At 65.3% G+C, this 13,610-nt stretch carries 12 protein-coding genes; 10 read left to right on the top strand and 2 right to left on the bottom strand.

The annotated features are described in order from the left end of the window. Nucleotides 1–260, bottom strand: a 260-nt coding sequence (locus tag P3W97_RS10505) for an AAA family ATPase (RefSeq protein ID WP_300846515.1), incomplete at its 3' end; no start/stop codon positions are given. Between the two features lie 43 nt (nt 261–303). On the opposite strand from P3W97_RS10505, the gene dapC reads away from it, so the two are divergent. The 10 genes from dapC to P3W97_RS10455 all read left to right on the top strand — a co-directional run bounded on the left by dapC (nt 304) and on the right by P3W97_RS10455 (nt 12,444). Then, the gene (gene dapC / locus P3W97_RS10500) at nt 304–1,548 is read left to right on the top strand and encodes a succinyldiaminopimelate transaminase (protein WP_300846513.1); all 1,245 of its coding nucleotides are present in this window, start codon (nt 304–306) and stop codon (nt 1,546–1,548) included. 43 nt (nt 1,549–1,591) lie between these two features. Further along, nucleotides 1,592–2,416 (top strand): 2,3,4,5-tetrahydropyridine-2,6-dicarboxylate N-succinyltransferase, encoded by an 825-nt coding sequence (gene dapD, locus P3W97_RS10495; RefSeq protein WP_300846511.1) that lies wholly within the window; start codon nt 1,592–1,594, stop codon nt 2,414–2,416. A gap of 40 nt (nt 2,417–2,456) precedes the next feature. Continuing rightward, nucleotides 2,457–3,626: a PilT/PilU family type 4a pilus ATPase gene (locus P3W97_RS10490; protein ID WP_300846517.1), complete on the top strand. Its 1,170-nt coding sequence runs from the start codon at nt 2,457–2,459 to the stop codon at nt 3,624–3,626. Between the two features lie 24 nt (nt 3,627–3,650). Further along, entirely contained in the window at nt 3,651–4,847 is a 1,197-nt protein-coding gene (dapE, locus tag P3W97_RS10485; RefSeq protein WP_300846509.1) for a succinyl-diaminopimelate desuccinylase, read from the top strand. Beyond that, nucleotides 4,844–5,848, top strand: a complete 1,005-nt coding sequence (locus P3W97_RS10480) for a tetratricopeptide repeat protein (RefSeq protein WP_300846507.1) — start codon at nt 4,844–4,846, stop codon at nt 5,846–5,848. The genes dapE and P3W97_RS10480 overlap by 4 nt, the downstream gene beginning before the upstream one ends. 208 nt (nt 5,849–6,056) lie before the next feature. After that, nucleotides 6,057–7,436 carry a L,D-transpeptidase family protein gene (locus tag P3W97_RS10475; RefSeq protein ID WP_300846505.1) on the top strand — a complete coding sequence of 460 codons (1,380 nt, stop codon included), beginning with the start codon at nt 6,057–6,059 and terminating at the stop codon, nt 7,434–7,436. Beyond that, the gene (prmB, locus tag P3W97_RS10470) at nt 7,433–8,392 is read left to right on the top strand and encodes a 50S ribosomal protein L3 N(5)-glutamine methyltransferase (protein ID WP_300846503.1); all 960 of its coding nucleotides are present in this window, start codon (nt 7,433–7,435) and stop codon (nt 8,390–8,392) included. The genes P3W97_RS10475 and prmB overlap by 4 nt, the downstream gene beginning before the upstream one ends. Next, nucleotides 8,389–10,389, top strand: coding sequence for an ABC-F family ATP-binding cassette domain-containing protein (locus P3W97_RS10465; protein ID WP_300846501.1), 2,001 nt, complete (start codon nt 8,389–8,391; stop codon nt 10,387–10,389). The genes prmB and P3W97_RS10465 overlap by 4 nt, the downstream gene beginning before the upstream one ends. 5 nt (nt 10,390–10,394) lie before the next feature. Then, entirely contained in the window at nt 10,395–11,378 is a 984-nt protein-coding gene (locus tag P3W97_RS10460) for an RsmB/NOP family class I SAM-dependent RNA methyltransferase (protein WP_300846499.1), read from the top strand. A gap of 58 nt (nt 11,379–11,436) precedes the next feature. Then, nucleotides 11,437–12,444 (top strand): D-2-hydroxyacid dehydrogenase family protein, encoded by a 1,008-nt coding sequence (locus P3W97_RS10455; protein WP_300846497.1) that lies wholly within the window; start codon nt 11,437–11,439, stop codon nt 12,442–12,444. A gap of 36 nt (nt 12,445–12,480) precedes the next feature. On the opposite strand, the gene P3W97_RS10450 is transcribed toward P3W97_RS10455, so the two are convergent. After that, complete coding sequence (locus tag P3W97_RS10450; RefSeq protein WP_300846495.1) at nt 12,481–13,053, bottom strand: hypothetical protein; 573 nt, start codon at nt 13,051–13,053, stop codon at nt 12,481–12,483. Between the last annotated feature and the right edge of the window lie 557 nt (nt 13,054–13,610).

The raw sequence follows: 13,610 nt of genomic DNA, 5'->3' as shown, positions 1-13,610 counted from the left end.
CTGTTGTCGAACACCAGCTCGACGCTGGCGCGTTGCGCCGGCTTGCGCGTGGTGGTGCCATTGAAGATGACGTCCTGCATGGACTCGCCGCGCAGCTCGCTGGCCTTGGACTCGCCCAGCACCCAGCGCACGGCGTCCATGATGTTGGATTTGCCGCAGCCGTTCGGGCCCACCACCCCGACCCGCTGCCCCGGGAGCTGGAGGATGGTCGGCTCGGCAAACGATTTGAAACCGGACAATTTGATGGTCTGCAGGCGCACGGGGCGCTAGTGTACGTGCCCACAACGGCTACCATTGCGGCCCATGGTCCCCGACGTCAACCCGCTGCTGCAGAGGCTGCAGCCTTACCCCTTCGAACGCCTGCGCACGCTGTTGGCTGGCATCACACCCAATCCGGCCCTGCGTCCCATCAATCTGGGCATTGGTGAACCCCGGCACCCCACGCCGGCGGTGCTCAAGGACGCGCTGCATGCCGCCATCGACGAGCCCGCAGGGGGACTGTCTACCTACCCCGCTACGGCGGGCACGCCCGCGCTGCGCAGTGCTTGCGCCAACTGGCTGCGACACCGGTATGGCGTCGCGGTCGATGCAGCCACGCAGGTGCTGCCGACACTGGGGTCGCGCGAGGCGTTGTTCGCGCTGGCGCAGGTGGTCATCGACCCGCGCACCTTTGCCCGCGGCCCAGAGCCTGTGGTGGTATGCCCGAATCCGTTTTATCAAATCTATGAAGGCGCAGCGCTGCTGGCTGGCGCGCTTCCCTGGTACGTGCCTAGCGATCCGGCGCGCAACTTTGCCGTGGACTGGGACAGCGTACCCGATGCGGTGTGGGCGCGCACCCGGTTAGTTTATGCCTGCTCGCCGGGCAATCCGACTGGAGCGGTGATGTCGCTGACAGAATGGCAGCGCCTGCTCGAGTTGAGTGAGCGCTACGGTTTCGTCATCGCCAGCGACGAGTGCTACAGCGAGATCTATTTCCGCGACGAGCCGCCGCTGGGCGCGCTGCAGGCCGCGGCCACACTGGGCCGCGGCGACTTTCGCCGCCTGATCATGCTGACCAGCCTGTCCAAGCGCAGCAATGCCCCGGGCCTGCGCAGCGGCTTCGTCGCGGGTGACGCCGCGCTGATTCGCGACTTCACCCTCTACCGCACCTACCATGGCAGTGCCATGAGCGTAGCGGTCCAGCAGGCCAGCGCGGCGGCCTGGGCGGACGAGACCCACGTCAAGACCAACCGCGAGCTGTACCGCACCAAGTTTGCGCAGGTCAGGCCGCGGCTGGCCGAAGTGATGGATGTGCCACTGCCCGACGCCGGGTTTTATCTGTGGGCGCAAGTGCCCGCGCGCTTTGGCGGTCGCGACGGCGGCAGCGACACCGACTTTGCCCGGGATTTGTTCGCCCAATACAATGTGGTCGTGCTGCCGGGCAGTTATCTGGCCCGCGAGGTGCAAGGGGTCAACCCTGGCGCCGGCCGCATCCGCATGGCGCTCGTGGCCGAGGTGGACGAATGCCTCGAAGCTGCCGAGCGCATCGTCCGCTTTGTTCGGGGCTGATGGCTGCCTCTGCCGCTGCGCCCCACGATTCACGCCTACGACCATGACCCAACAACTGCAGCAGATCATCGAAAACGCCTGGGACAACCGCGGCCAGCTCTCGCCTGGCAATGCCCCGCAGGAGGTCGTCGATGCCGTCGAGCATGTGATTGGCGAGCTCAACCATGGCCGATTGCGCGTCGCCACCCGCGAGGGCGTGGGCCAGTGGACGGTGCACCAATGGATCAAAAAGGCGGTGCTGCTGAGTTTTCGCCTCCACGACAACCAAATCATGCAGGCAGGCGACTTGGCTTTCTACGACAAGGTCAAAACCAAGTTTGCCCACCTCAGCCCGCAAGAGATGGCCGCCACTGGCGTGCGCGTGGTGCCACCGGCGGTGGCGCGCCGCGGCAGCTTCATCGCGCGGGGTGCGATTCTGATGCCCAGCTTCGTCAACATCGGGGCCTATGTGGACGAGGGCACGATGGTGGACACCTGGGCCACCGTCGGCTCCTGCGCCCAGGTCGGCAAAAATGTGCACTTGTCGGGCGGCGTGGGCTTGGGCGGCGTGCTGGAACCGTTGCAGGCCAACCCGACGATCATCGAAGACAACTGCTTCATCGGTGCGCGCTCCGAGATCGTCGAAGGCGTGATCGTCGAGGAGAACTCCGTCATCTCGATGGGCGTCTACATCGGCCAGAGCACGCCGATTTACGACCGCACCACGGGCGAGATCCTGTACGGTCGTGTGCCGGCCGGCTCGGTGGTCATCAGTGGCAGCCTGCCCAAGGATGGCGGCAAGTACAGCCTCTACGCCGCCATCATCGTCAAGCGGGTCGATGCGCAAACGCGCGCCAAGACCAGCCTCAACGAGCTGCTGCGCGACTGATTCGCCCTGCGCACACCACCCTTGGAGGATGACACTGGCGATGGGCCCGATGGAGCAACTGCTGCGGCTGATGGCCGAAAAGAAGGCCTCCGACCTGTATCTGTCGGCCTCCTCGCCGGTGCTGATCAAGATCAACGGCGTGACGATGCCGGTCAACGCGCAGCAGCCGCTACCGGCGGACGGGCCCCACCGGCTGCTGGCCGAGGTCGTCAAGCCAGAGCAACTGCTGGAGTACGACCGCACGGGCGAACTCAACCTTGCCATCCCCATGCCCGAGGTGGGGCGTTTTCGCATCAGCGCCATGCGCCAGCGCGGCACCTGTGCGGTGGTGGTGCGCTTCATCAGCGGTCAGAGTCCCGCGGTCAGCGAGCTGGGCATCCCGCCGGTGTTAACCCAGATGATCATGGCCAAGCGCGGCCTGATGCTGGTGGTGGGGGCCACCGGTTCGGGCAAGAGCACGACGCTGGCGGCCTTGCTCGACCATCGCAATGAACGCACCACCGGGCACATCCTCACCATCGAGGACCCGATCGAGTACCTGTTCAAAAACAAAAAGAGCGTGGTCAACCAGCGCGAAGTCGGTACCGACACCGCCACGCTCAACATCGCGCTGAAAAACGCCTTGCGCCAGGCGCCAGACGTCATCCTGATCGGCGAGATTCGTGACCGCGAGACCATGTCGCAGGCGATCGCCTACGCGCAGTCTGGCCACCTGGTGCTGGCCACGCTGCACGCCAACAACAGCTACCAGGCGCTCAACCGCATCCTCAACTTCTACCCCGCTGAGGTGCGGCCAACCATGCTCATCGACCTGGCGTCGTCTCTGAAGGCCATCGTCTCGCAACGGCTGTTGCGCACGGTGGACGGCGGGCGCACCCCGGCGGTGGAGGTCATGGTCAACACGCGACTCATCAGCGAATTGATCGAGAAAGCCGATTTCTTTGGTGTGCGCGAGGCACTGGAGAAGTCCATGGCCGAGGAGTCGCAAACTTTCGAAGCGGACTTGGCACGGCTGATCCTGTCCGGGCGCATCACGCGCGAAGAGGGGCTGGCCTACGCCGACTCGCCGACCAACTTGCTGTGGCGGCTGCAGAACGACGACCGCGCGCGCGCCGTAGCAACTGCGCACGCGACGGTTCCCAGCAAGGTGGGCGAAGCCGGCCAAGACGGTGGCCCCTCCTTCGACGGTTTTCTCCCTCCCCAATCCTGAGCGCCACGCGCCCGCCACATACCCATGTCCGAGACCCTCCGCCTCACCGAGGCTTTGATCCGCCGCCCCTCCGTCACCCCGGACGACGCCGGCTGCCAGGCGCTGCTGGCCGAGCGGCTGACGGCGCTGGGCTTTGCGTGTGAGACGATCGCCAGCGGCCCAGACGACTTTCGCGTCACCAACCTGTGGGCGCTGCGGCCCGGAGCCCGCCCCGACGCGCCGGTGCTGGTGTTTGCCGGCCACACCGACGTGGTTCCGACGGGGCCGCTGGAGCGCTGGCACAGCGACCCGTTCGATCCCACCGTCCGCGACGGCAAACTCTACGGGCGGGGCGCCAGTGACATGAAAGCCTCGCTGGCCGCCATGGTGGTGGCGTGCGAGACCTTTTTGCGCACGAACCCGAGACCTGCCCTGTCGATTGGCTTTTTACTCACCAGCGACGAAGAAGGCCCGGCGCGCGACGGCACTGTGGTGGTATGCGAAGCGCTGCGCGCGCGCGGCCAACGGCTGGACTGGTGTATCGTTGGCGAGCCCACCAGCGTACAGCGCACCGGCGACATGATCAAGAACGGCCGCCGTGGCACCATGAGCGGGCGCCTGACCGTCAAGGGCATCCAAGGCCATATCGCTTACCCGCACCTGGCGCGCAACCCCATCCACCTGCTGGCGCCGGCGATGGCCGAACTCGTCGCCACGCGCTGGGACGAGGGCAATGCCCACTTCCCGCCGACGAGTTGGCAAATCAGCAATATTCACGGTGGCACCGGGGCAAGCAACGTCATTCCCGGCGCTGTGGTGGTGGACTTCAACTTCCGCTTCAGCACCGAATCGACCCCGCAGGGGCTGCAAACTCGCGTCCACGAAATTCTGGCGCGGCACGGCCTGCGCTCCGACGCGGACTACGAACTGAGCTGGACCGTCGGCGGCCTGCCCTTCCTGACGCCGCGCGGTCCGCTGGTGGATGCGGTGAGCGCTGCTATCCGCGACGTCACGGGGCTCGATACCGAACTATCCACCACCGGCGGCACCAGCGATGGGCGCTTCATTGCACAGATCTGCCCACAGGTGGTGGAGCTTGGCCCGCCCAATGCCTCGATCCACAAGGTGGACGAGCACATCGCCCTCGACGATCTCCATACACTCACCCTCATCTATCAGCGTGTCCTGGAGCTCCTTGCGCGCAAAGTCGAAAATACTTCTTCTACCCCCGCTTCAGAATGACATTCATTGCTCGACTCTCGATATCCTTCGGTGCAGCTCTAATCGCCATCAGCGCGGCTACAGTTGTGCTGGCCAGCGATCATGAATCGCCGCTCGCCGCGTACCGCAGCGGAAAAAAAACACAAGCGCTCGAATTGTTGCAGCGACAATTGGTCACACAACCAAAAGATTTTCAACTGCTGCTGCTCAAGGGTGTGATACTAGCCGAATCCGGCAAAACCAAAGAAGCTCGCAATATTTTTCTAAACCTCATCAAAGAATATCCAAGCTTACCAGAGCCTCGCAATAACTTGGCCCAAATCTACGCAGCGGAGGGGGATCTTGACAATGCGCGCGCCATGTTGGAAATGGCGCTAAGAAGCAACCAAAGTTGTGACATTATTTACGAAAATCTCATCGACGTCTATAGCCAACTAGCCAGCCAATCATTCGCCAGAGCCACAAACCAAAACCCAAAAGTCAAGGAGGTCCGGCCCAAGCTGCGCTTGATCGATGAAGCCCTGACACTGCCCCCGGGATCAGTATCAGCGGAGATGAAGATTGCCCGAGTCGAAGAGGCCAAATCTAGCCAAGCAAATACAACGAGCGCCGAGCAGGCACGTCGCATCGATACGTCCGCTGTGCCCGCCGCCCAATCCACAGCCAGGGAAAAAAATACAGACGCCCTGCCAGGGGTGCGCCAAGCAGTCGAATCATGGCGTCGCGCGTGGAGCGCGCGTGATATGAAAGCTTATATCAGTAGTTATATTCCCGGGTATACCCCAAATAGCAAGTTGACCCATGAAAAGTGGGTTGAAGAGCGCACAGCACGTATTGCAACACGCCAGCGCATCGATATCGAACTGATAGACCTGCACATACAGCCGATTCAACCAGACAAAGTGGCCGTGCGCTTTGTCCAGCGCTATCGATCGGATGTGCACGAGAGTCAAACACGAAAAGAATTGGTGCTGATTCTTCAGGGTGATCGCTGGCTGATCGCCAGCGAGCGCACACGCTGACGTGACGACTATGCTTTCCACTGCGTTGCGGCGGCGCGTCGCGATCATTATTTTTTTGTGCTTGCCCGCGCTACTCGCTGGGTGGCTGGTCGTAGCTGCCTCACCGGATCGCCCTAGCCCTGCCCAGGAAGCCTCCACAGCTCTACCCTCAGCCGAGGATGAGCCCGATACCGCATGGAATCTGCTGTCCGAGCCTGAGCGCGTTGTGTTGGAAGCCACCTATGCCATATTGGGGGGTCGCCTCCGCCAGGCGGAGAACCTTTTGACAGCGATTATCCAGCGTGAACCGAGTTTTCGGTTGGCACATGCCCTGCTGGCAGATCTGAGGCGTGTTTACGCCGGATTAGATCCCAATCTGCCCCAGCACTCTGAAAACCCTGAATTGCATAAGCTGGTCGAAGAATGGAAACTTCGGCTCCAGGCCTTGGACCGCATACCCCAAAAACCAGCTTGGCCAGGGGGACTGATTAGCTTTTCACCCAACAACCGACATGCCTTTGTACTGGATGTCAGTACGCTGCGACTTTATTGGATCCTGCCGTCAGGCGATGATCGCCCTCCGACACTGGCATCGAGTTTTTATGTGTCAGTAGGCAAGGCAGGTGTTGGCAAAGAAGCGGAGGGCGACAACAAAACCCCTTTTGGGGTTTACCGCGTCATTGGACAGCGAACGGCTGATCAGTTACCCGCTTTTTACGGCGCTGGCGCCTTGATGTTGGACTACCCCAATCCTGTTGACCAGCTGCTGGGCCGCACCGGCAGTGGCATATGGCTGCATGGCACACCGCCCAACGCCTACACCCGCGATCCCCTGGCCTCGGAGGGATGTGTCGTTTTAGCCAACGATGATATGCGTAGGCTGATAACGCTGGCCGATTCGAGTAACAGCCTCGTATTGGTGGTTCCCTCCTTGCAATGGCAATCCGAGGCCGAACACGAACGCGAGCGCAAGAAGGCTATGACCCAACTCCAAGCTTGGGCCCGGCAGACGATGGGCCGAGAGCTGGCATTCAGCCGACTTGGCATACAACAATGGCGAGAGCGAGACGGTCACCGATATTGGCGTATCGAGTATTTGCCGGAGGAACCGGAGATCCCAACGCGCATCTGGTATCTGCGCGAATCCGAAGACGGACTAGAACATGTCGCCGGGTCCTTGCCCTATCTCAACCCGGCGCTTCAAATCCATGCCGACAGGACTGCCCAGGCCCGTCCGGTGACCGCGAGCGTTCCCCCGCCGGCCGACGCCCAAGCAGCTGCGGTCCTCAAAGCGGTGCAGTCGTGGGCCCTCGCGTGGAGCGCGCGCGATGTGCAGGCTTATCTGGCCCACTATCATCCCCAGTTTAGACCCACGGGGGCCTCAAGCCGTGCTGACTGGGAAATGCAACGACGCTCGCGCATCGAAAGCCGACGCCTCATCGAGGTGGAAGTTCTGCACCCGCGCATTCATCGAGACGGCGTGCGCACCAATGTGACATTCATCCAACGTTATCGCGCGGATGGACAACGCGAATTGCGCACACGAAAAACCTTGGCGCTGCAACTCGAAGGTTCACGCTGGCTGATCATCGAGGAGCGCTCTGGATGAAAGCGCCGTCTCAATCCGTTTTCCCCACGCTGGGGCAACTCCTCGACGCGGCCGAGCGGCGCCTGTCCGAGGCAAAAGTGAGCTTCGGCCACGGCACCACCAATGCCCGGGACGAAGCCGCCTGGCTGGTGCTGTGGCGTCTGGGTCGGCCGCTCGATCTGGATCTGCACGCCCACGCCGCCGACCCCGTGGCACCTGGCGACGCCGCGGCGGTGCGCGCACTGATCGAGACCCGCATCCGCACCCGCAAGCCGGCCGCCTACCTCACCGGCGAGGCCTGGCTGCAAGGCGTGCCGTTTTTCGTGGATGAACGCGTGATCGTGCCGCGCAGTTTCATCGCCGAGCTGATCGCCGCTGCCCCACAGGCCGACCCGATCGACTCCTGGCTGGGCGCGCACACGCGCCGGGTGTTGGACCTGTGCACGGGCAACGGGTCGTTGGCCGTGCTGGCGGCGCTGGCCTGGCCGGATGTCACGGTCGATGCCAGCGACCTCAGCACCGACGCATTGGCGGTGGCAGCCAGCAATGTCGCGCGCCACGGCCTGCAGGAACGCATCCGCCTGTTGCAGTCGGACGGCTGGGCGGCGCTGCGCGATCGCTACGATCTGATTCTGTGTAACCCCCCCTACGTCAGCCGCGCCCGCATGGATGCCCTCCCGGCGGAGTATCGTGCCGAGCCGGCGCTGGCCCTGGATGGCGGGCCCGACGGTGGCGACGATGGTATGGACTTTGTGCGGCACCTGCTCGCCCATGCGCTGGACCACATGAACCCAGATGCGGTGCTGGTGCTGGAAATCGGGCACGAGCGGGTGCACTTCGAGCGCGCCTTCCCCACCCTGCCTGTGGTCTGGTTGCGCACCAGCGGCGGCGACGATGCGGTGCTGCTGATCACACGCGACGCGCTCGCCGTGGCGCAGGCCGATTTGCCCCCCGACCCGCACCGTCCCACGCCATGATCACCTTGCGCGACGTTACCCTGCGACGGGGCGCCAAGGTCGTGCTGGACGGTGCCAGCGTCACGCTCCATCCGGGCGAGAAGGTGGGCCTGGTGGGCCGCAACGGGGCTGGCAAGTCCAGCCTATTTGCGCTATGGCTGGGAGCGCTGCACGAAGACAGCGGCGAAGCCACCCTGCCCCGCCACTGGCGCATCAGCCATGTGGCGCAGGACATGCCCGAGACCGCCGAGCCGGCCACCGACTTCGTGGTGGCGGGCGACACCCGCTTGCTCGAGGCGCGCGCGCAGCTGGCGGCAGCGGACGCCAGCGGCGACGGCGAGGCCATCGCGCTGGCGCACGCCGCCTTGGCCGATGCCGGCGCCCACGATGCCCGGGCGCGTGCCCAAGCCCTCATGCTGGGTTTGGGGTTTGGTCCTGCGGAGTGGGACCGACCGGTCAATGGGTTTTCTGGCGGATGGCGCATGCGGTTGCAATTGGCCCGCGCGCTGATGTGTCCGAGCGATCTGCTGTTGCTTGACGAACCGACCAACCACCTGGACCTGGACGCCCTGGTCTGGCTGGAAAACTGGCTGCAGCGCTACGAAGGGACGCTGGTCGTCATCAGCCACGACCGGGAGTTTTTGGATGCCGTCACTCGCGTCACCCTGCATCTGGACCAAGGTCGACTTACGCGCTACGGCGGCAACTACAGCCGCTTCGAAGAGATGCGCGCCGAGCAGATCGAGCAGCAGCAGACGGCCTACGCCCGCCAGCAGGAGCGCATCGCCCATTTGCAGCGCTTCATCGACCGCTTCCGGGCCAAGGCCACCAAGGCCCGTCAGGCACAAAGCCGCCTCAAGGCGTTGGCCCGCATGGAACGCCTGGCCCCCGTGCTGACGAGCGCGGATTTTCAGTTCGAGTTCGCCAGCCCTGACGCACTGCCCAACCCCATGCTCACGCTGCACGACGTCTCCGCCGGCTACCCCGGCGCCGACGGTCAGCCCCCGCGCGCTGTCGTACAAGGCATCCGGCGCAGTGTGCTGCCGGGGCAGCGCATCGGCATTCTGGGTGCCAACGGCCAAGGCAAGTCCACCGTGGTCAAGACCATCGCAGGCGCATTGCCGCCGCTGGCCGGCCGCATCGTGCCCGGCAAGGGGCTGCGCATCGGCTACTTTGCGCAGCAGGAGCTCGACATCCTGCGCGCCGACGACAACCCGCTGCAGCACCTGGTGCGAGTCGCCCGCGAGGCCGAAGCGGCCGGCACCCTGATCGGCCAGTCCACCCGCGAGCAGGATCTGCGCACCTTTCTGGGCAGCTTCCAGTTCAGTGGCGACGCCGTGACCCAGCCCGTGGGTACGATGAGCGGTGGCGAGAAAGCGCGGCTGGTGCTGGCCCTGCTGGTGTGGCAGCGGCCCAACCTGCTGCTGCTGGACGAACCGACCAACCACCTGGATCTGACCACCCGCGAGGCGCTCGGCATGGCCCTCAACGCCTTCGAGGGCACGGTGATGCTGGTCAGCCACGACCGCGCCCTCCTGCGCGCGGTCTGCGACGAGTTTTGGCTGGTGAGCCAGGGACGGCTCGCGCCGTTCGACGGGGATCTGGACGACTACCAGCGCCACTTGTTGGACGAGGCCCGCCAGCGCCGCGAGGCCCTGTCCAAGCCCGTGGACGGGCGCGAAGCGGCTGCACCACGTCCCACCTCGCTCACTCCTCAGGAGCGGCGCCGTCAACAAGCGCAGCGTCGCCAGCAGCTGGCCGAACGCCTCAAACCCCATCGACGCGAATGCAGCGCGTTGGAGGCTCGCCTACACGCCTTGCAGGCCGAGCAAAACGCTTTGCACGAACAGCTCGCCCGCAGCACCGACCACGCCGACATCGCCGCAGCCGGCCGGCGCCTGAAGGCGCTGGAGGCCGAACTCGCCGCCGTCGAGGAGCGCTGGCTGACCGTCGCAGAAACCATCGAAACGCTCGAACGCGAAGCTGCCCAGGCCGACGCGGACGCCACACAAGCCTGACCGCCGTGACCGCGTCGCCGTCATGCTCGCCCTCGCCCGCCCAGCCGGCCCTGCCCCCATTGCCATCCGCCTTCTCGGACGTGCTGGACGCGTTGATACCACCTGCCCTGCGACCGCGCGTGGACGCCAGCTACACCGCGCCCAAGGCGGTGCTGTTTCGCATCAACCCGTTGCGCGCACCGGATGCAGCCGCCGTGTTGTCCAGCTTGGCGCCGCTGCGTCCGCAAGCGGTGGCGGGCGTCCAGGGCGTGTTTCGACTGCCCGCAGGCGATCGGGACGCGCTCACCCACCATCCGCTCGCAGCCGATGGGAGCCTCTACATCCAGGGGATTGCCAGCATGGCAGCGGTCTGGGCATTGGATCCCCAGCCGAGCGAGGAAGTGCTGGATCTGGCTGCTGCCCCCGGAGGCAAAACATCGCTCATCGCCGCCTGCATGAACAACCAGGGGCGGCTGGCCGCAGTGGAGCCGGTGCGGGCGCGCTTCTTTCGCCTCAAGGCCAATTTGCAGCGGCTGGGGGTGAACAATGCGCAGCTCTATCTGAAAGACGGCACGGTCGTCGGGCGTCTGGTCCCCGGCCGGTTCGACCGGGTGCTGCTGGATGCCCCCTGCTCGTCCGAGGCGCAGTTCACGCGACTCGACCCCGCCTCTTGGGCGCACTGGAGCTTGAAAAAAGTTCGGAACAGCGCCGCCCTGCAAAGCCGTCTGCTGCGCTCGGCGACGGAGGCGCTCAAACCCGGGGGTGTGCTGGTCTACAGCACCTGCTCCCTGTCCCCCGAGGAGAACGAGTGTGTGCTGGATGCGCTGCTGCGCGAGCGGGACGACCTACGACCTGAGCCCCTACCCTGGCCTGTGGCGCTGCCCGCATTGTCCGGTTTGACCTTTTGGCGAGGGCAGGCGCTGCATCCGGATCTCGGGCTGGCCCGCCGCATCCTGCCAACGGAATGGACAGACGCGTTCTTCCTGTGCCGGCTGCGCAAGCGGGGATGACCTTCCCGGGCGCGGCGAGCAACCGTGGACGCCGGCAAGGCCGGCACAATAGCCTGATATGAACATCGTGATCCTCGACGATTACCAGGACGCCGTGCGCAAGCTCGCCTGTGCGCATAAGCTCGACCCCTATCCGGCCAAGGTGTACACCAACAATGTCAAGGGGGTGGGCCAGCTCTCCGTGCGCTTGCGCGACGCGGACATCGTCGTGCTGATCCGCGAGCGCACACAGATCACGCGCCAGTTGCTCGACAAACTGCCGCGGCTCAAGCTGATCGCACAAACCGGTTCGGTCGGCCGGCACATCGACGTGCAGGCCTGCACCGAGCACGGGGTGGCCGTGGCCGAAGGGGTCGGCGATCCCGTCGCGCCCGCCGAACTGACATGGGCCTTGATCATGGCTGCGATGCGGCGCATTCCGCAGTATGTCAGCCACCTCAAGCACGGGGCCTGGCAGCAGTCGGGGCTGAAGGCTGCGTCCATGCCGCCCAACTTTGGGCTGGGCCAGGTGCTGCGCGGGCGCACACTGGGCATCTGGGGCTATGGCCGGATCGGCCAGATCGTCGCAGGCTACGGTCGGGCTTTCGGTATGCGCGTCGCCATCTGGGGCAGCGAAGCCAGTCGCGCACGCGCCGCTGCCGACGGCTACGACAGCTTCGCCAGCCAAGCCGATCTGTTCGCCCACAGCGATGTGCTGAGCCTGCATCTGCGCCTGGTGGAGGCGACCATGGGCTGCGTCAAGCTGGAGGACTTGTCGCGCATGAAACCCACCGCGCTGCTGGTCAACACCTCGCGCGCCGAGTTGATCGAGCCCGACGCGCTGGTTGCGGCCCTCAACCGTGGTCGCCCCGGCATGGCCGCCATCGATGTGTTCGAGACCGAACCCATCCTGCAAGGCCACGCCCTGCTGCGGCTGGAAAATTGCATCTGCACGCCGCACATCGGCTTCGTCGAGCTCGACAGCTACGAAAAATATTTTTCGGCCGCATTCGACAATGTGGTCAACTACATCAAAGGCACGCCCACCCACATCGTCAACCCGGGCGCACTGCAGATGCGCCGTTGAGGGAATGCCGCGGGGGGCCATCCCGAGCAGGCGGGTTCAGCGCAGCGCAGGGGCGTCGCTGCTGGTCGGCGTCCAAGCACTCCAGTCGAATTCGAGCGCGCCATCGGTGGGGGCGGCGTCAGCGGTCTGCGGCGCCGCCGGGGCCTGCCCCAAGACCGATCGTCCATGCCACACGCCGTGCAGCACGATCAGGTCATCGAAAGCCGCCAGGGTGCGCACCTGCAGTGGCGCCGCAGGATCCCCCGGCTGGGATGCCAAGGCTGCCTCGAGGATGGCCCGGGCGGCATCTCCAGGCCAGTCGCGCGTCAAGGCTTGCAGCAGCCCTTCGTCCGACTCCAGGCCATCGGCCATATCGGCCACAGGCAACGGGCGCTGATAGTGCTGCTCGTATAGGGCCTGCGGCGAATGCGTCTCCAAGCCATGTCTGTTCGCCAGTGCCCACCAGCGCAGATAGGGAGCTTCGCTGGCGCGTGGATGTGCCCGTACGAAGGCCCGCAAGGGGGTGACTGCATCGGCCGCCTGACCCAGTGATTCGAAGAAATCGACCTGCTCCCACAATTCGCGCAATGCGGCAACATCGAGCAGCGCGGTTGGTGCCTCGTGGAACACCGCTGCCTCGGCTTCGCTGACCTCCAGCCCCGACCGGCGCCGCGGGAGTCTGCTCGCCGCGGCGTTCTTCAGGGGTTATCCGCCACGGGGCGGTCGGAAGCGGGACCCCCGCCGCAGGCCGCCGCAGCAACCACAGGACAGCACCCAACAGCACCCCGATCACCCCCGCCAACGCGTAAAGAATGCCGTCGCTGCGGGCGCTGCGGACTGCGGTGAGTTCCCGGTTGAGGCTCTCGATGGCAAGCAGCAAGCGCTGTTGCTCGACGCGCAGCAAGGCCAGTTCCTGCTGCACCTGCGGGTCCGGCTCCGCCGCGGCTGCCATGGTATGGGGGGAGCCCGCCACCGCCCCCCCGGTCGGCTCGTCACCGGATGGCGCGCCAAGGGACTGTGCGAGATCCACCGGTGCCAGCTCCAGCCGGGAGCCGGCGGTGGGCGACGCCTGCGGGGCAGTCGGGCGGACGGTCCCCCCCGACTCGCGCGCCGCAGAGACCGGTGCAGCCACCGGCTTGGCCTTGGGAGGGCGGGGGGCGTCACCCGGCGGGCGCGGGGTCCTGGCC

Origin of the sequence: Tepidimonas sp., from assembly GCF_029335975.1 — a bacterium.
In the GTDB taxonomy this organism is placed as follows: Bacteria; Pseudomonadota; Gammaproteobacteria; order Burkholderiales; family Burkholderiaceae_C; genus Tepidimonas.
This window is presented reverse-complemented; position numbering and strand designations above follow the sequence as displayed.